This is a genomic window from Salinicola socius (genome assembly GCF_001937195.1).
Lineage (GTDB): Bacteria > Pseudomonadota > Gammaproteobacteria > Pseudomonadales > Halomonadaceae > Salinicola > Salinicola socius.
In genome coordinates, this window is sequence record NZ_MSDO01000024.1 from 44,439 (window position 1) to 61,794 (window position 17,356).

At 61.4% G+C, this 17,356-nt stretch carries 14 protein-coding genes; 9 read left to right on the forward strand and 5 right to left on the reverse strand.

The annotated features are described in order from the left end of the window. Positions 1-67: 67 nt before the first annotated feature. The 6 genes from BTW07_RS15830 (at position 68) to BTW07_RS15855 (ending at position 8,784) form a co-directional block, all read left to right on the forward strand. Positions 68-1,306 carry a galactose-1-epimerase gene (locus BTW07_RS15830; protein WP_083941946.1) on the forward strand — a complete coding sequence of 413 codons (1,239 nt, stop codon included), beginning with the start codon at positions 68-70 and terminating at the stop codon, positions 1,304-1,306. 306 nt (positions 1,307-1,612) lie between these two features. Next, on the forward strand, positions 1,613-2,605 hold the full coding sequence (locus BTW07_RS15835) for an arabinose ABC transporter substrate-binding protein (protein WP_083941948.1): 993 nt from the start codon (positions 1,613-1,615) through the stop codon (positions 2,603-2,605). Positions 2,606-2,652: 47 nt separating this feature from the next. After that, positions 2,653-4,146, forward strand: coding sequence for an L-arabinose ABC transporter ATP-binding protein AraG (gene araG, locus BTW07_RS15840; RefSeq protein ID WP_075571147.1), 1,494 nt, complete (start codon positions 2,653-2,655; stop codon positions 4,144-4,146). Positions 4,147-4,236: 90 nt separating this feature from the next. Further along, positions 4,237-5,238: an L-arabinose ABC transporter permease AraH gene (gene araH, locus BTW07_RS15845; RefSeq protein WP_075571148.1), complete on the forward strand. Its 1,002-nt coding sequence runs from the start codon at positions 4,237-4,239 to the stop codon at positions 5,236-5,238. Positions 5,239-5,459: 221 nt separating this feature from the next. Next, positions 5,460-6,860 (forward strand): GntP family permease, encoded by a 1,401-nt coding sequence (locus BTW07_RS15850; protein WP_075571149.1) that lies wholly within the window; start codon positions 5,460-5,462, stop codon positions 6,858-6,860. Between the two features lie 133 nt (positions 6,861-6,993). Beyond that, the gene (locus BTW07_RS15855) at positions 6,994-8,784 is read left to right on the forward strand and encodes an IlvD/Edd family dehydratase (protein ID WP_075571150.1); all 1,791 of its coding nucleotides are present in this window, start codon (positions 6,994-6,996) and stop codon (positions 8,782-8,784) included. Positions 8,785-8,801: 17 nt separating this feature from the next. Here BTW07_RS15855 and BTW07_RS15860 read toward each other — a convergent pair whose 3' ends face one another. Beyond that, positions 8,802-9,221, reverse strand: a complete 420-nt coding sequence (locus BTW07_RS15860) for a secondary thiamine-phosphate synthase enzyme YjbQ (RefSeq protein WP_075571151.1) — start codon at positions 9,219-9,221, stop codon at positions 8,802-8,804. Between the two features lie 251 nt (positions 9,222-9,472). Between BTW07_RS15860 and attM the strand changes: the two genes are divergently transcribed. The 3 genes from attM to BTW07_RS15875 all read left to right on the forward strand — a co-directional run bounded on the left by attM (position 9,473) and on the right by BTW07_RS15875 (position 12,991). After that, a complete protein-coding gene (attM, locus tag BTW07_RS15865; protein WP_075571152.1) occupies positions 9,473-10,258 on the forward strand; it encodes an AttM family quorum-quenching N-acyl homoserine lactonase in 786 nt (261 codons plus the stop codon). 111 nt (positions 10,259-10,369) lie between these two features. After that, positions 10,370-11,497, forward strand: a complete 1,128-nt coding sequence (locus tag BTW07_RS15870; RefSeq protein WP_075571153.1) for a zinc-dependent alcohol dehydrogenase family protein — start codon at positions 10,370-10,372, stop codon at positions 11,495-11,497. Between the two features lie 114 nt (positions 11,498-11,611). Continuing rightward, entirely contained in the window at positions 11,612-12,991 is a 1,380-nt protein-coding gene (locus BTW07_RS15875; RefSeq protein WP_075571154.1) for a class II fumarate hydratase, read from the forward strand. Between the two features lie 143 nt (positions 12,992-13,134). Here BTW07_RS15875 and BTW07_RS15880 read toward each other — a convergent pair whose 3' ends face one another. The 4 genes from BTW07_RS15880 to BTW07_RS20055 all read right to left on the reverse strand — a co-directional run. Further along, positions 13,135-14,211 (reverse strand): endonuclease/exonuclease/phosphatase family protein, encoded by a 1,077-nt coding sequence (locus BTW07_RS15880; RefSeq protein ID WP_075571155.1) that lies wholly within the window; start codon positions 14,209-14,211, stop codon positions 13,135-13,137. A 108-nt stretch (positions 14,212-14,319) separates the two neighbouring features. Further along, positions 14,320-15,846, reverse strand: coding sequence for a glycerol-3-phosphate dehydrogenase (gene glpD, locus BTW07_RS15885; protein ID WP_075571156.1), 1,527 nt, complete (start codon positions 15,844-15,846; stop codon positions 14,320-14,322). 212 nt (positions 15,847-16,058) lie between these two features. Then, entirely contained in the window at positions 16,059-16,865 is an 807-nt protein-coding gene (locus BTW07_RS15890; protein ID WP_075571157.1) for a DeoR/GlpR family transcriptional regulator, read from the reverse strand. A 193-nt stretch (positions 16,866-17,058) separates the two neighbouring features. Next, positions 17,059-17,356, reverse strand: a 298-nt coding sequence (locus BTW07_RS20055) for a hypothetical protein (RefSeq protein ID WP_208605422.1), incomplete at its 5' end; no start/stop codon positions are given.

Here is a 17,356-nt window from a genome sequence, read left to right on the forward strand (position 1 = left end):
ACGCCGGTCCGAACATCAAAAACGATAACCAGAAGCGATAAGCTGAAACGAAAAACAGGAGCTTGCGATGACACGCCATATCCTTTCTCTCCCTCGGTGCCTGGGCGTCGGTCTATTTGGACTGATGATCGGCCAGGTCTTTCTACACGCTCAGGCGCAGACGACGTCGATGGATTCGCCACCCTCCAGTGCCTTGCCTCCCGGCATCGAGCGGTCGGCCTTCGGTCAGCTGCCCGACGGCCGCGAAGTCGACTGCTACCGTATCACCAACGACAACGGGATCGAGATGCGGGTCATCAACTACGGCGGCATCATCGTGTCGCTGAAGACGCCTGACATAGCGGGCCGAATGGATGACATCGTGCTGGGGTTCGATTCGCTCGATGATTATCTCTCCGACACCTACCGGCAGGCCAACCCCTACTTTGGTGCCTTGATTGGACGCTACGGCAATCGCATTGCCCATGGCCGCTTCACTCTCGACGGGGAGACCCACCAGCTGCCGACCAACGATGGTCCCAACACCCTGCACGGCGGTGACACGGGGTTCAATCAACGGCTGTGGCACGCGCAACCCTTCTCGTCGGCCGAGGGGCGGGGGCTGGTACTGACCTACACCAGCCCGGATGGCGAACAGGGTTTCCCCGGCCGGCTCTCGACGCGAGTCAGCTATACGTTGACCAACGACAATGAACTGGCGATCGACTATCGCGCGAGGACGACCCGCGCGACACCGGTCAACCTGACCCAGCACAGTTATTTCAATCTGCAGGGCGAGGGCAGCGGCACCATCCTCAACCATCGACTGATGATCAATGCGAGTGCCTACACGCCGATCGACGAAACGTTGATTCCGACCGGCGAGATCGCGGATGTCAGCGGTACGCCGTTCGATTTTCGCCAGCCAACTGCCATCGGTGCGCGGATGGGGCAGAAGAACACCCAGTTCGCCTACGCCAAGGGCTACGATCATAACTTCGTGCTGAGCAAGAATCCCGGTCAAGCCGATCGTCCGACACTGGCGGCGAAGGTCGTCGAGCCGCAGAGCGGCAGGGTGCTGGAGGTTGCCACCACCGAGCCGGGCCTGCAGTTCTATTCCGGCAATTTTCTCGATGGTAGCCTCGTCGGTCAAAGCGGTCGTCCCTATACGCATCGCTCCGGTCTGGCGCTGGAGACGCAGCATTTCCCCGACTCGCCCAACCAGCCCAACTTTCCCTCGACGATCCTGAAGCCGGATGAAACGTATCACTCCCGGACCGTCTATCGCTTCTCGACGACGCAGACGCCCGAAGCTGCTTCGTATTGAGTCATCGAACGCCGTAAACCGACCCTGAAAGATCCAGGCCGCCCTCGTGGCGGCTTGTGGCATCGGGATAAAACGCCTGTTTTAACCAAAGTCGTAAAGCGACTTTAGTCGGGATGAAAAATCGTCCCGATGGGTTGTGTCCCGCCTCCCGTTTGCCTTCTCTGTTTGCTGATAGCAAATCTGGTATCGCTTTTCCCAACTGTCGTTATTACCCGGTTATCGGACGACTGTTTACTGTCGTTTCAGCCGTGATGTGCATGCGCTACCAACAACAAACCCATAGCCCTCGAGGGCTGGAGGTGGTCAATGATTCGCTTCGTGAAATCGTCCCTACTGGTACTCGGTGTCTCCACCCTGGGCATCGGGGCTTCACCGCTTTACGCCCAGGATGACGTCAAGATCGGTTTTATCGTCAAGAAGCCGGAACAGGCGTGGTTCATCAATGAACAGGATGCCGCCAGCAAACTGGGCGAGCAGAAGGGGTTCGAGGTGGTCCGGCTGTCGGGTGAAGATGGTCAGCAGGTGCTCAGCGCCATCGACAATCTCAATTCGCAAGGGGCCCAAGGGTTCGTGATCTGTCCGCCGGACGTTCGCCTGGGACCGGCCATCGCCAACCGTGCCAAACAGTACGGCATGAAGGTCGTGACCGTCGATGATCAGTTCCTCGGCGCTGACGGCAAGCCGATGGAGTCCGTGCCGCATCTGGGTATGTCGGGCTACAAGATCGGCCAACAGGTGGGCGAGACGATCGCCAAGGAGATGAAGGCGCGCGGCTGGGATCCGAAGAGCGTGGCGGCACTGCGTATCAGCAACAATGAGCTGCCGACTGCCAAGGCGCGCACCGATGGTGCGACCGACGCGCTGGTGGATGCCGGCTTCGTCAAGGACAACATCTTCGATGCACCGCAGCAGAATACCGATACCAGCAGCGCCTTCGCTGCCGCCTCTCCGGTACTGTCGAAGAACGGCAATTTCGAGCACTGGGTGATCTACGCGCTCAACGAAGAGAGCGTTCTGGGCGGTGTCCGCGCCAGCGAGCAGTATGGTCTCTCGCCGGATCAGGTGATCGGTGTCGGCATCAACGGTTCCGGCGCGGCGTTTGCCGAGTTCTCGCGAGAAAAACCGACCGGTTTCTACGGCACGATTGCGGTGAGTTCGACCATGCACGGCCGCCAGAGCGCCGACAACCTCTATACCTGGATCACCGAGGACAAGCAGCCGCCGGCGAATACCGAAACCACCGGTACATTGATGACGCGGGATAACTGGGAGCAGGTTCGAGAAGACCTGGGCCTTTGATGTCGGCTCGGGAAACCGCCGACCGACATACCGTTGAGGAGATTGGCATGGCGCAAGCTCACCTTCGCATCGACGGCATTACCGTCGAGTTCCCCGGGGTTCGCGCGCTGGACGGGGTCAGTTTTTCCGCTCGCGGAGGGGAGGTCCATGCCCTGATGGGTGAAAACGGCGCGGGCAAGTCGACGCTGCTCAAGGTACTGAGCGGCGTCAACCGAGTCTCCAGTGGACAGCTGTGGATCGGCGACGAGCCCATCGTCTTTGCCAACGCGCGCGAGGCGCTGCGGCACGGCGTTTCGATCATCTACCAGGAGCTCACGCTGTCACCCAATCTTTCGGTGGCCGAGAACCTGCTGCTGGGTCAGCTACCGGTAAGACATGGGTTCCTCGACCGGCGGCGACTGCGCGAAAGGGCGATGACGATCCTGGAAGAGCTGGGCGAAGGGGATATCCATCCATCGACAAAGGTTCGAGAGCTCTCTATCGGTCAGCAGCAGATGATCGAAATCGGGCGTGCGCTGCTGCGTGACGCCCGTATCATCGCCTTCGACGAGCCGACCAGCTCGCTGTCGGTACAGGAGATCCGTCATCTCAAACGGATCGTCTCGCGGCTCCGCGACGAGGGCCGGGTAGTGCTTTACGTCACCCATCGCATGGAGGAAGTGTTCGAGATGTGCGATGCGGTGACCGTGTTTCGCGATGGCCGCCACATCCGCACCCACGACACGCTGGAAGGGCTCGATCACGACATCCTGGTCAGCGAGATGGTCGGGCGGGAGATCGAGGATGTCTACGGCTACCGTCCACGCCAACAGGGCGAGGTGCTGATGCGGCTCGAAGGGATCGAAGGGAAAGGCGTCAAGGCCCCGGTCAGTTTCGAGATGCGACGTGGCGAGGTGTTCGGACTGTTCGGCCTGGTGGGCGCGGGGCGCAGCGAATTGATGCGTCTGGTCTGTGGCGTGGAGCGTGCCACTGCGGGCCGGGTCTCTTTCGACGGTACGCCACAACGGTTCGGCTCGCCTCAGGCAGCCATCCGCGCTGGCATCGCGATGTGTCCGGAGGATCGCAAGTCCCAGGGCATCTTTCCCGTCGCCAGCGTCTCGGACAATCTCAATATCAGCTGCCGCCGCTTCTTCAAGCGCTGGGGCGGTTTTCGCAACCCGCAGCGTGAAACCCGCAATACCCAGGACTATATCCGTCAGTTACGGATCCGAACGCCGGGCCCGAAAACGCCGATCGCCAATCTGTCGGGGGGGAATCAGCAGAAGGTGATCGTGGCACGCTGGCTGGCCGAGGAGATCGATCTGTTCGTGATGGACGAACCGACCCGAGGCATCGACGTCGGCGCGCGGCGGGATATCTATTCGCTGCTGTATGACCTCGCCGACCAGGGCAAGGGAATTCTGGTCATCTCGAGCGACCTGGCGGAAGTCAGTTCTATCTGCGATCGCATCGGCGTGATGCGAGACGGCGAGTTGATCGACATCGTGGAACGAGACGAGGCGACGCCCGAGCGATTGCTGGGGCTGGCGTTGCCGGCCTGAAATCGATGCTTGGTGTCATCCGACAGGGGCGATATCCCGCAGAAGTGGATCGTTTTCCAGACGCAGTGAAGCTCAAGAGGGTTCAGGACCATGAATGACAAAGTTGCCACATCCGAGGCAATGCCACGCGAGACCCGTCGCGGACTCCCCAAACCGCTGAGGACGCTGCTTGATACCTCCGGTCTGATTGCGGTTTTCATCCTGCTGTTCATCGGGCTTTCAGTGCTGGTGCCAGACTTCCTGACCGGTCGCAACATCGTCGGTCTGCTGCTGTCGGTAACACTGATCGGCACGATCGCCACCACCATGATGATGGTACTGGCACTGGGGGAAGTGGACTTGTCGGTAGCGTCGATCGTCGCTTTCTCCGGGGTGGTCGCGGCGATGGTGACCTCCACCAGCGGCAGCGTGGTGATCGGTGTGCTGGTCGGCGTTCTGGCCGGCGCCGTGGTGGGCGCCTTCAATGGATTCGTGGTTGCCCGTTTCGGCATCAATTCGCTGATCGCGACACTGGCCGCGATGGAATTCGTGCGGGGGCTGGCCTATATCACCTCCGGCGGTGATGCGGTCATGATCACCGTGCCGGGTTTCTTCGATCTCGGCAGCGCCGCGTTTCTCGGACTGACGCTGCCGGTCTGGACGATGATCGTCTGTTTTCTGGTGTTTGGTGTCGTGCTCAACATGACCGCCTTCGGCCGTAACACGCTGGCGACGGGAGGCAATGCCGAAGCGGCCAGTCTGGCCGGGGTCAATGTACGGCGTCTGAAGATCATGGTATTCGCGCTCCAGGGCCTGGTCGCGGGTATCGCGGGCGTACTGCTGACCTCGCGCATGGGGCTCGGGGATCCCAATACCTCTCAGGGGCTGGAGCTCGCGGTCATCTCGGCCTGCGTACTGGGCGGGGTTTCACTGTCCGGGGGGGTCGCATCGATCACCGGCGTGCTGGTCGGCGTCCTGATCATGGGTTGCGTGCAGAACGCCATGGGGCTCTTGAACGTTCCCACGTTCTATCAATACCTGGTGCGTGGGGCGATCCTGCTGCTCGCCGTCATGTTCGATCGCTGGAAACAGACCCGTCGGGCCGGTGGCTGACAGGACCGCTGGGCAAAACCTGCAACTTTGGTCGGGTCTGGCAAAACGACAGGTATGACGAACGAGTGACTTCTCGCCTGGTGTGACTGTCGTGATAACCAGTTGGGTATCGTTAATGTCGGTTATTGGCATTTCATGGTTATTGGTCGAAGTCGCTAAGGTGGCCGCATTCCACGGCGAGCTTGCCACGCTCAAGCCGTGGCAGCCGTCAGGAGAACGCCATGCAAGACACGACACAAGCGGCAGCCGGCCTGTCTACGCTAGGGCTGATGGGAATCGCCGTTGCGGCCATCGCCATTCTGCTGGTTTTGATCATTCGGGTGCGTCTGCATCCTTTCTTCGCGCTGGTCATCGTCAGTATCGGAACGGCCTTGGCGACCGGGATTTCGGTCGCCGACCTGCTTCCGACGCTGCTGGGGGGCTTTGGCAAGACACTGGGCAACGTCGCGCTGCTGATCGGTTTCGGCGCGGTACTCGGTCGGCTGGTGGCCGTTTCCGGTGGCGCAAGAGTGCTGGCCGACACGTTGATTCACTTTTTCGGCAGCAAACGGGCGCCGCTCGGCCTGTCGATTGCCTGCTTGCTGTTCGGCTTTCCGATTTTTCTGGATGCGGCCTTCGTGGTGATGCTGCCGGTGATCTACTCGGTCGCCCGCGAGCTGAAAGCGTCCCTGTTGCTCTACGGCCTTCCGGCGGCGGGCGCCTTTCTGGTCATGCACGCGCTGATGCCTCCGCATCCGGGCCCGGTCGCTGCCGCTGTCTTTCTGCACGCCGACATCGGTCAGGTCCTGTTCATCGCGCTGCTGGTCGGCCTTCCGACCTGGTACGCCATGGGCTATCGGCTCTCGTTGATGCTGGCCAAGCGCTCGCCGTTTCAACCGGTACCGAACTTCATGGGGGCGGAAAGCGAGGAGATTCCTCCCGAGAAGCGCCCGGCCTTCGGTACGGTGCTGCTGGTGCTACTGCTGCCGCTGGTGTTGATCTTTCTCAACACCGGGCTGTCGACGCTGGGGCAGAGCGGCGTGATCGATGGCGACAATCCGCTGGTAGCGGCGTTGATGGTGATCGGCGAGACGCCGATCGCGCTGCTGATCAGCACCTGTATCGCCATGTGGCTGCTGGTCATCCGCGCCAGTGAACGCGGGGCGATGGACTCCATCAACGAGATCGTCGAACAGGCGCTGTCTCCGGTCTGCAGCATCATTCTGATCACCGGTGCCGGTGGCATGTTCGGTGGCGTGCTGACTGCCAGCGGTATCGGCGACGCACTGGCGGATAGCCTGCAAGCATTCGGGCTGCCGGTGATCCTTGCCGGCTACGTGATCGCGTCGGTGATCCGGATAGCCCAGGGCTCGGCCACGGTGGCCGGAACCACGGCGGCGGGCATCATGGCGCCAGTGGTGCTGGGCGATCCGACACTGGCGGGGCTGCCCGCGGCCTGTATCACCGTGGCCATCGTGGCTGGAGCCATCGGTTACTCCCACGTCAACGATTCCGGTTTCTGGCTGGTCGGGCGGTTCCTCGGTGTCGATACCAAGACCATGCTCAAGACGTGGACGGTGATCTCCACCGGCATCTCCTTGATGGCCTTTGGCCTGGCCTGGTTGGTGTTTTCCCTGTTGTAGGTACGGAGAGCAAGTACTGGTAGCAAGTACGGATAGCCGCATCTATGGCGCGTGTTGATAGCGCCAGTGACAACGACGTTTGATGACTGCCGTGACCGCCACCGTACTGACGGTGGCTTGAGGAGAAAAACAGATGAGCGATTCATCGGACAAGTCCCAGAAACCTTCCCAAAAACCAGAGTCCCAGAAGAAACCCCAGCTTCGCTCGGCCCAGTGGTTCGGTACCGCCGACAAGAATGGCTTCATGTACCGCAGCTGGATGAAGAATCAGGGCATTCCGGATCACGAATTCCAGGGCAAGCCGATCATCGGTATCTGCAATACCTGGTCGGAGTTGACGCCTTGCAACGCGCACTTCCGCAAGCTCGCCGAACATGTCAAGAAGGGGGTGCTCGAGGCGGGCGGCTATCCGGTCGAATTCCCGGTGTTCTCCAACGGAGAATCCAATCTGCGGCCGACGGCGATGTTCACCCGCAATCTCGCCAGCATGGATGTCGAGGAGGCGATCCGTGGCAACCCCATGGATGCCGTGGTGCTGCTGGTCGGTTGCGACAAGACCACGCCGGCGCTGCTGATGGGAGCGGCTAGCTGTGATATCCCGACGCTGGTGGTGACCGGCGGGCCAATGCTCAACGGCAAGCACGAAGGCAAGGATATCGGTTCGGGTACGGTGGTGTGGAAATTGTCGGAAGAGGTCAAGGCCGGCAAGATCTCGATCCATGACTTCATGGCCGCCGAAGCCGGAATGTCTCGCTCCGCCGGCACCTGCAACACCATGGGTACGGCATCCACCATGGCCTGCATGGCGGAGTCGCTGGGCGTCTCCCTGCCCCACAATGCGGCGATTCCGGCTGTCGATTCCCGCCGTTACGTTCTCGCGCACCTCTCCGGCAATCGCATCGTCGAAATGGTCGATGAAGACCTCAAGCTCTCGAAGATCCTGACCCGAGAGGCGTTCGAGAACGCGATTCGCACCAATGCGGCGATCGGCGGTTCGACCAACGCGGTCATCCACCTCAAGGCGATCGCCGGGCGCATCGGTGTCGATCTGCCGCTGGACGACTGGACCCGTATCGGTCGCGGCACGCCGACCATCGTCGATCTCCAGCCCTCCGGGCGCTTCCTGATGGAAGAGTTCTACTACGCCGGAGGCTTGCCGGCCGTGCTGCGTCGGCTGGGCGAGGCGGATCGCCTGCCCCACAAGGACGCGTTGACCGTCAACGGCAAGACGCTCTGGGAAAACGTGCAGGATGCGCCGCACTACAACGACGAGGTGATTCGTCCCCTGGACAATCCGCTGCGCAAGGACGGCGGGATCTGCATCTTGCGCGGCAATCTGGCGCCCAACGGGGCGGTACTCAAACCCTCTGCAGCCAGCCCCGAGCTGATGAAACATCGCGGTCGCGCGGTCGTGTTCGAGAATTTCGACGACTACAAGGCGCGGATCAACGACCCCGAACTCGAGGTCGAAGCCAACGATATCCTGGTCCTGAAGCACTGTGGACCGCGGGGGTATCACGGCATGGCCGAGGTCGGAAACATGGGGTTGCCGCCCAAGATTCTCGAGCAGGGCATCACCGATATGGTACGGATCTCGGATGCCCGCATGAGTGGCACGGCCTACGGCACGGTGGTGTTGCACGTGGCGCCCGAAGCCGCGGCCGGCGGACCGCTGGCGGCCGTCCACAACGGCGACTGGATCAGCCTGGACTGCGACAGCGGCAAGCTCGAGCTGGAAGTCGACGACGCCGAGATTGCACGCCGCCTGGCCACGGCCGATCCGATGGCGGCGTCGAACCAGATTGCCAGTACCGGTGGCTATCGCCAGCTCTATATCGAACGCGTGCTGCAGGCCGACGAGGGCTGTGATTTCGACTTCCTGCGCGGCTGCCGCGGCGCCGAGGTGCCGCGGCACTCGCATTGAGCTGGCAGAATCTTTCGTTACTCTCCCATCAATGTGGCGGTGATCCTTCGGGCACCGCCATGTTGGCGATGTTCGCCCAGCCAGATGCCTTGCCAGGTACCGGTGAGCAACCTGCCGTCCTCGACCGCCACGGTCAGCTCGGTCCCGAACAGGCTGGCCAACACGTGAGCGGGCATGTCGTCCGGACCCTCGAAGGTGTGTTTCATGCCGGAGAGGTTTTCGGGTGCCAGTTGGCCGGCGAACAGCGCCATGTCGTGCCGAACGTCCGGGTCTGCGTTCTCGTTGAGCGTCAGCGATGCCGAGGTATGCATCAACTGCAGATGGAGCAGGCCGATACGGATCTCGGCCAGCCGCGGCAGGGCCGCCAGGACCTCGTCGGTGACCAGATGAAAGCCGCGCGGGCGCGCGGTGAGCGTGAAGGGTTGACGATGCCACATGGCCGAGACTCCTCGATCGGTTTTCTGAAAGTGGGCATGACCGGTCGGGACTGGGTGAGGTGCCGACACGCCGCGGGGGCTGTCTGGGACCAAAGTCCGCTGGTCACGCCGTTTGGCGGTGTCCTACTCTGACATGTCCGATCCCCCGGCTGCGAGTGTCGGGGCCGCTGGCGGATGTTGCATCTCTCGCCGTACTCGCACCGCAGTCGGCGTCAATGTCGTCTTCATGTGGCACAAACCAGGAGTGCGTCATGACTACCCCTCGTCTTTACATGTTCCAGACCGGCACGCTCAAGTGCCGGGTGTGCAATATCAAGATGAATGCGGGGCTGGATGAGTACGAGATCCCCGTGCCCTGGTATCTCATCACGCACCCGGAGGGAAATGTCGTCATCGATGGTGGCTGTGCCGTCGAGTGCGCCAGCGATCCCGAGAAGCACTGGGGCGATATCACCGCGGTCTACTGGCCCGTGATGCGTGAGGAGGAAGGTTGCGTCCAGGCGCTGAAGAATTTCGGCCTCGAACCCGAGGACATCCGCTATGTCCTGCACAGTCATCTGCACCTGGACCATACCGGTGCCACGGGCCGATTCCCGAATGCCACTCATATCGTCAGACGTCGCGAATACGAGTATGCCATGGCCCCGGACTGGTTCTCCGCCGGTGGCTATATTCGCGCGGACTTCGACCGCCCCGGATTGAAGTGGCATCTGCTCGAGGATGGCGACGACGGCTACGACGTCTTCGGCGACGGCACCGTTCGTTTCATCTTCACGCCCGGCCATGCACCCGGGCATGCCAGTTTCCTGCTTCGCTTGCCCGAGACCGGGCCGGTGCTGTTGGCCGTGGACGCGGCATACACCACCGATCACTGGGAGGAGAAGGCCTTGCCGGGCTTTCTAGCCTCGACCGTGGACACGGTACGATCCGTGCGCAAATTGCATGCCCTGGTGGAGAAGACCGGCGCACTCGTGGTGACCGGGCATGACCCGGTGGCATGGCCGACATTCCGTCATGCGCCCGAATACTACTCGTGATCATGGCTCTTCATCACGACTCCTCTCTGGTCATGCCGCCAGGCAGACGAACGTAAACCACACCCGGCTCGTTCAAGCGAGCCAGGGCGATCCGTGAAATGGGATGCTGATATGAAAATCCATGCCGCCGTGATTCATGAAATGAAGAAACCGCGTCCGTATCGGGAATCGCGGCCGATGTCGATCGAGGAGGTCGAGCTGGACGGGCCTGGCCCGGGTGAGGTGCTGGTCAAGATGCGCGCCGCGGGGCTTTGCCATTCGGATCTGTCCACGATCAATGGAGATCGACCGCGCCCGTTGCCCATGGTGCTGGGCCACGAGGCTGCCGGCGAAGTGGCCGAAGTCGGCGAGGGCGTGACCGATCTTTCTCCGGGCGATCATGTGGTGTTCTCGTTTGCGCCCAGTTGTGGCGCCTGTTCGTCGTGTCTGTCCGGACGCGCGGCGCTCTGCAAGCCCGGTGCGGCGGCCAACACTGCCGGACATCTGCTGGGCGGCGGAATGCGCCTGCACAAGGGCGGGAAGAAGATCTATCACCACATTGGCGTCTCCGGCTTTGCCGAGTACACGGTGGCTTCTCGACGCTCCCTGACCAGGATCGACCCCGAACTTCCGTTCCATATCGCGGCGCTGTTCGGCTGCGCCGTGTTGACGGGTGTCGGGGCGCTGGTACACACCGCTGGGCTGAGATTGGGTCAGTCGGTACTCGTCGTCGGTCTTGGCGGGGTCGGGCTGGCAGCGGTCATGGGTGCTGTCGGTGGCGGCGCGCGGCAGGTGATCGCGGCGGACATCGCGCAGGACAAACTGGAAACGGCCAGGGCGATGGGGGCCACCCATATCGTCAACAGCGGCGACGCGGATGCGGTGGAGCAGGTACGCGAGATCAGTGGCGGTGGGGTGGATATCGCCGCCGAATTCGCAGGTGTGGCCAGGGCGCTGGAGTTTGCCTACGAATCGACCGCCCGTGGCGGCACGACCGTGACATCCGGCCTGCCGCATCCTGACGTGCGATTCGCCATCAGCCCGACGCGCATGGTCGCCGAGGAGCGCACGCTCAAGGGCTCCTACCTGGGCGGTCACGTGCCGTCGCTGGATGTGCCCGAATACATTGCGCTCTATCAATCCGGCCGCCTGCCGGTGGATCGCTTGCTCACTCACCGGCTGAAACTGGACGAGATCAATCTCGGCTTCGACCGCCTGGCCAATGGGGAGGCGATTCGTCAGATCATCGATTTCGACTGAGTCTCGAGTAGGGCAGGTTGCGGACCGACTGCTAGTCTTGAAGGAGTCCCGAAGGGGTAGCCAGCGTGATGGCTACCTCTTTCGCATTTCATCCGTCACTGTTAGGAGAAGGTCATGGCCCAGACACGAGTCGAGCGCGATAGCATGGGCGAACTGGAAGTCCCCGAACGTGCGCTCTATGGCGCTCAGACGCAGCGCGCCGTGAACAATTTCCCGGTCAGCGGCCAGCCGCTGCCGCCGGCGTTCATCGCCGCCGTGGCTCACATCAAGCGTGCCGCGGCACAGGTCAATCTGGAGCTGGGGTTGCTGGACGATGCCAGAGCCCGGGCCATCGTGGCGGCGGCCGACGAGATCATCGAAGGCAAGCACGCCGGCCAGTTTCCGATCGATGTGTTTCAGACGGGGTCGGGCACCTCGACCAACATGAACGTCAACGAGGTCATTTCGCATCTCGCGAGCCGAGACGGACTCGAGGTCGGCCCCAATGATCACGTCAACATGGGGCAGTCGAGCAACGACGTGATCCCCACGGCCATCCATCTGGCGGCGGCGATTCAGGTTCGTGAGCGCCTGGTGCCTGCGATGACCTACCTGCGCGCCTGCATCGATGACAAGGCAGCCTCGGTCGACGATGTGGTCAAGACCGGACGTACGCATCTCATGGACGCGATGCCGGTGCGGCTGAGCCAGGAACTGGGGGGATGGTCCAGCCAGGTCGGCCAGTCGATCGAGCGTCTGAACGATGGCTTGAAACGTATCACTCGGTTGGCCCTGGGCGGCACGGCGGTAGGGACGGGTGTCAACGCACATCCGGAATTTGCCGGGAAGGTGGCTCAGCGTCTGGCCAGCGATACGCATCTCGAATTTCGTCCCAACGACAGTTTCTTTGCCAGTCTGGCATCGCAGGATGCCGCGGTGGAGCTGTCGGGTCATCTCAAGACCTATGCGGTGGCGGTGATGAAGATCGCCAACGATCTGCGCTGGATGAACTCCGGTCCGCTGGGGGGGCTGGGAGAAATTGAGCTGGAGGCTTTGCAGCCCGGCAGTTCGATCATGCCAGGCAAGGTCAATCCGGTGATCCCGGAGTCCGCCGCTCAGGTGGCGGCGCAGGTGATCGGCAACGACACCGCCATCACCATTGGCGGACAGAGTGGCAATTTCCAGCTCAATGTCATGTTGCCGCTGATCGCGCATAATCTGCTGGGCTCGATCCAGCTGCTGACCAGCGTCAGCCGCTTGCTGGCAGACAGTGCCATCGCCACGTTCAACGTGCGGCGCGACAATATCGAAGGCCCGCTCTCCAGGAACCCGATTCTGGTGACCGCGCTCAACTCGGTGATCGGTTACAACGCGGCGGCGGCCGTAGCGAAGAAGGCCTATCAGGCCGGCCGGCCGATCATCGACGTTGCCGAGGAGGAGACCGATCTTTCCCGAGAGGAGCTGGAACGGCTGCTCGATCCCGCCAAGCTCACCGAGGGCGGCATCCCGGAGTGATGTCCGTTCGGTAACACCGACACAAAGACGCCACCCGTTTCGGGTGGCGTTGACGAATACGCGAGAGTGTCGAAAGGCGCGGCGTGGCGTTCAATCGGCTGCAGCAGCCGTCGACAGGTGCTTCGTCAGGACAGGCGTCTTGCTCAGACCGGCGCCTCGCCGTGGCGCTCCTGCGCCTCCTCTATCGTCTCTTCTGCATCCTCACGCTCCTCGCGATCGGCTTTTTCGGGCTCGTTCTCTGCCGCGCGAGAAGGGTTGTGGCGGAGCGTGACGAGGATCGGGAAATGATCGGACCCGACCTCAGACAGTCGCTCCATGTGTACGAGCGTGAAATGCTCGGTCACGAAGACGTGATCCAGCGGCCAGCGCAACATCGGATATTTCGCATGGAAGGTGCTGTACTGGCCGCGGCCACGGCGGAGATCGAGCATGCCGCTGATCTTGCAGAACAGCTTGGTCGTTGGCGACCAGGCGACGTCGTTGAGATCCCCGGCAACCACGGTCGGTTCACTGCATTTGGCGATCGCCTGCCCGACCAGCATCAGCTCTGCATCGCGCCACAGCGACTCATCGCTTTCGGACGGCGCGGGCGGCCGCGGGTGCAGCGCATGAAAGCGAATACGATCCCCGCTCTTCAGCTTCACCCAGGCATGAATCGAAGGAATATCGTCCTGAATCAACCATTTGATTTCGACGTTTTCCAACGGCAGGCGCGAGTAAAGATGCATGCCGTAGAGGTTGTCCAGAGGAATGCGTATCGCTTCCGGCATCGTTTCGGCGACAGCGGCATCCAACTGATCTCCCCACCACTGATCGGACTCCAGCGTCAGCAGAATGTCGGGCTCATGCTTTTTGACAAGATCGATCAGCTTCGACGCTTGCCGGTTGGGTGTCAGCACGTTGGAGACGAGCAGCTTGAGCTCCTGGTCCGGCGCGTATGATCGGGATTTGACGACAGTGCATCTGGCCAGAGGCGTCCACGGGTAGATTCGCATCCACTGGATCGCAGCTGCGATGACGCTGGTGGTAACGCCAGCCCACTGCCACCCGCTATCGGGATGGAGAGCCAGCTGGGCAAGCGCCCATACGGTAGCGACGATGGCAATCTGAAGCAGTGGAAAGTCGAAACTGCGAACACTCCAGTGGCGGATTCTCGTGTAGGGCACCAGGGTGATCAACAAAACGAGGACACCGAGACAGGTCAACAAAAGTTGCAGCAACTGATCATTCCTTATGTCGGGATAGAGCGCCATGCCCGGCAAGGGTAGCAGAAACGCCAAACACCCACGTCAGCTCGAGGTTTGGCCGACCACGCGCCGGCTAGCAGCTCATGAAACCCGAGATGGAGATTCCGCTGTGGCGATGGCGGGATGCTGGCTCAGGTAGCCCATCAGAGCCTGTTGTTCGTCGTTCGTCAAACGCAGGCCTAGCTTGCTGCGCCGCCATAGAATATCGTCGCTGCTGTGTGCCCATTCGTGCTCGATCAGATAGTCGACCTCTGCCTGCGTCAGGCCGCCACCGAAATGCTGGCCAAGATCTTCCTGACTCTGCTTGCCCTTCAGAAAACCCAGGCACAGCGTGCCGTAGCTGGAGCCGTAGCGCTCGGCGCGTTCCCGCCCCAGGAACGGATAATCACGTAACAGCCCTGCCACGAACGCCTCGCGCGACGCGATATCCCCTCCCGGCAGCCTGGCTTCAGCCGTCCAGGCGCTTCCCATGTGCGGCAGCAGGGGTTCGAGCTTGTGCATGGCGGCTTCGGCAAGCTTGCGGTAGGTAGTGATCTTGCCGCCGAAGATGGACAGTATCGGTGCGCCGCGCCTATCGAGGTCGAGCGTGTAATCGCGAGTCATGGCCGACGGGTTCTCCGACTCGTCATCGCACAGCGGACGGACCCCTGCATAGCTCGAGATGACGTCTTCTCGACTCAGCTGCTTGACGAAGTGGGAGTTGAGCACATCCAGCAGATAATCGATCTCCTCGTCGTTGATGCTGACCTGGGAAGGATCGCCCTGATAGCGCCGATCGGTGGTGCCGATCAGGCTATAACGCTGCTGGTAGGGCAGTACGAAGACGATACGGCCATCCTGGTTCTGCAGGATATAGGCGCGCTCGTCGTCGTTGAGGCGCGACACGACCAGGTGGCTGCCCTGGATCATGCGTATGCCGTAGCGCGAATTACGCTTGGCGTTACCCTTGACGAAAGATTCCACCCAGGGGCCGGCGGCATTGACCAGTACCTTGGCCCGGTGCTCTTCGCGTTCGCCAGTGTCGCGATCTTCCAGGCTGACTATCCATGTTCCTGCTTCTTCCCGCGCTTCGATGCAGCGGGTGCGCACCCGAATATCCGCCCCCTTTTCCTGCGCCTGCAGCGCATTCAAAACCACCAGCCGGGCATCGTCGACCCAGCAGTCGGAATATTCGAAGCCGCGCTTGATCGTCGGCACCAGCGGACTCTCGGTGCCGAAGCGAAGACTCCTGGCATTGGGCAGGCTGTCTCGATGACTCAGGTGGTCGTAGAGAAACAGTCCGGTACGGATCATCCAGCCAGGTCGCAGGTGGGGCTGGTGCGGGAGAATGAAGCGCAGCGGCCACACGATATGTGGCGCCTTGCGCAGCATGATCTCGCGTTCTCTCAACGCTTCCCGAACGAGGCGGAATTCCCGATGCTCGAGATAGCGAAGGCCGCCATGGATCAGCTTGCTGCTTGCGGAGGAGGTCGCACTGGCGAGATCGGCCTGCTCACACAGGAGCACCGAAAGGCCTCGGCCGGCGGCGTCATTGGCAATACCGGTGCCGTTGATACCGCCACCGACGACGATGAGGTCGTGGATGGGGTTCTCTGTCGCTGAAGCCATACCGTCCTCCGGTGAGTGAAATTGGATATGTTCGGAAACGAAAATAGATTAATCACTTCCGAACATCAATAGCACCATCGTGTCGAAGTCGACCCATTGAGGAGAAAATCGGGAACGGCACGGTATGAAGCACCGATAACAGGAGCGATAAAAAGCCGGTGCAGACCGGCTTGAACAGGAGAGTGGCGGTTTCGGTCTGCTCGCGCGCAGCGTCAGCCTGCCTGGGAAGCGAGGGGTTCCATCTCTGCGGGTAGCGAAGGGTCCGCGACATGGAGCGCGACGTCGTGCTCCCGCATCAGCCGGCGTAGGGCTTCAGGAGGCTGACGGTCGGTGAAGAAGGCGTTGATCTGACTGAGATTGCCCTGACGTACCACGGCGTTGCGATGGAATTTCGAATGGTCGGCCGCCAGAAATACTTGCCGGGAGTTGCGCAGGATGGCCTGGGCCACGCGGACTTCTTGATAGTCGAACTCCAGTAGCGAGCCGTCACCGTCGATACCGCTGATGCCGATGATGCCGTAGTCCACCTTGAACTGGTTGATGAAATCGATGGTGGCTTCGCCGATGATGCCGCCGTCCCGCGAGCGAACCTGGCCGCCGGCGACGATGACGTTGAAGTCGGTCTTGTGCTGAAGGATGGCGGCCACGTTGAGATTGTTGGTGATGACCTCCAGCCCGCTATGCTGGCACAGCGCTTCGGCAATGAATTCATTGCTGGTACCGATGTTGATGAACAGCGACGAAGAGTCGGGAATGTGACTGGCCAGCATCTCGGCGATGCGGCGCTTGGCGTCGAGATTTAGGGTCTTGCGCGTGTGATAGGCGGTATTGACGGTACTCGACTCGAGCCCGGCGCCGCCGTGGACGCGCTTGACGATCCCTTCCTCCGCCAACTGGTTGAGGTCCCGGCGTACGGTCTGGGGCGTGACGTCGAAGTCCTTGGCAAGCTGTTCGATCGATGCATAACCCTGGCGCTTGACCAGCTCGACGATAGCTTCGTGACGTTCCTGCTGTGTCATGTAAATTCCCTGGCGCGGACCGATGACTTGTCTTCTTGCTGATGGGAACAGTTTACCAAAACCGAACGACCTGCCGTTGCTCTGGTTGGGGCTGCAACGGAGATTATGCATTCGACCATGGTATGGGTAGCGCCGGAAAATCACATTCACCGGCCAGACCGGCTTTCCCTTGCTGCTCGCCGAGATGCCCGATTTATCGGTTTGAAGGCGTGATTTGCCGGTTTGAAGCCCCCGTGTACCAGTTCAAGATGATGGCTTCCGCGATGCGCGGAAACCGGGCGGCTTGGCATGGTTTTGCATTCCAGAGCGTGCCGGCCGTCGTCGGTGAAAGAATTGTCCCGGCATGACAGGGAGTTGGCGTCGATTTTTTTACGGATTGAGGGTTGCATTCCGCGTCTGCCCGGGTAAAATTCGCATCCGTTGTCACGGCGAGCTCGTCAAGGCGATGGATTGTAGGACCGTAGCTCAGTTGGTTAGAGCGCCACGTTGAC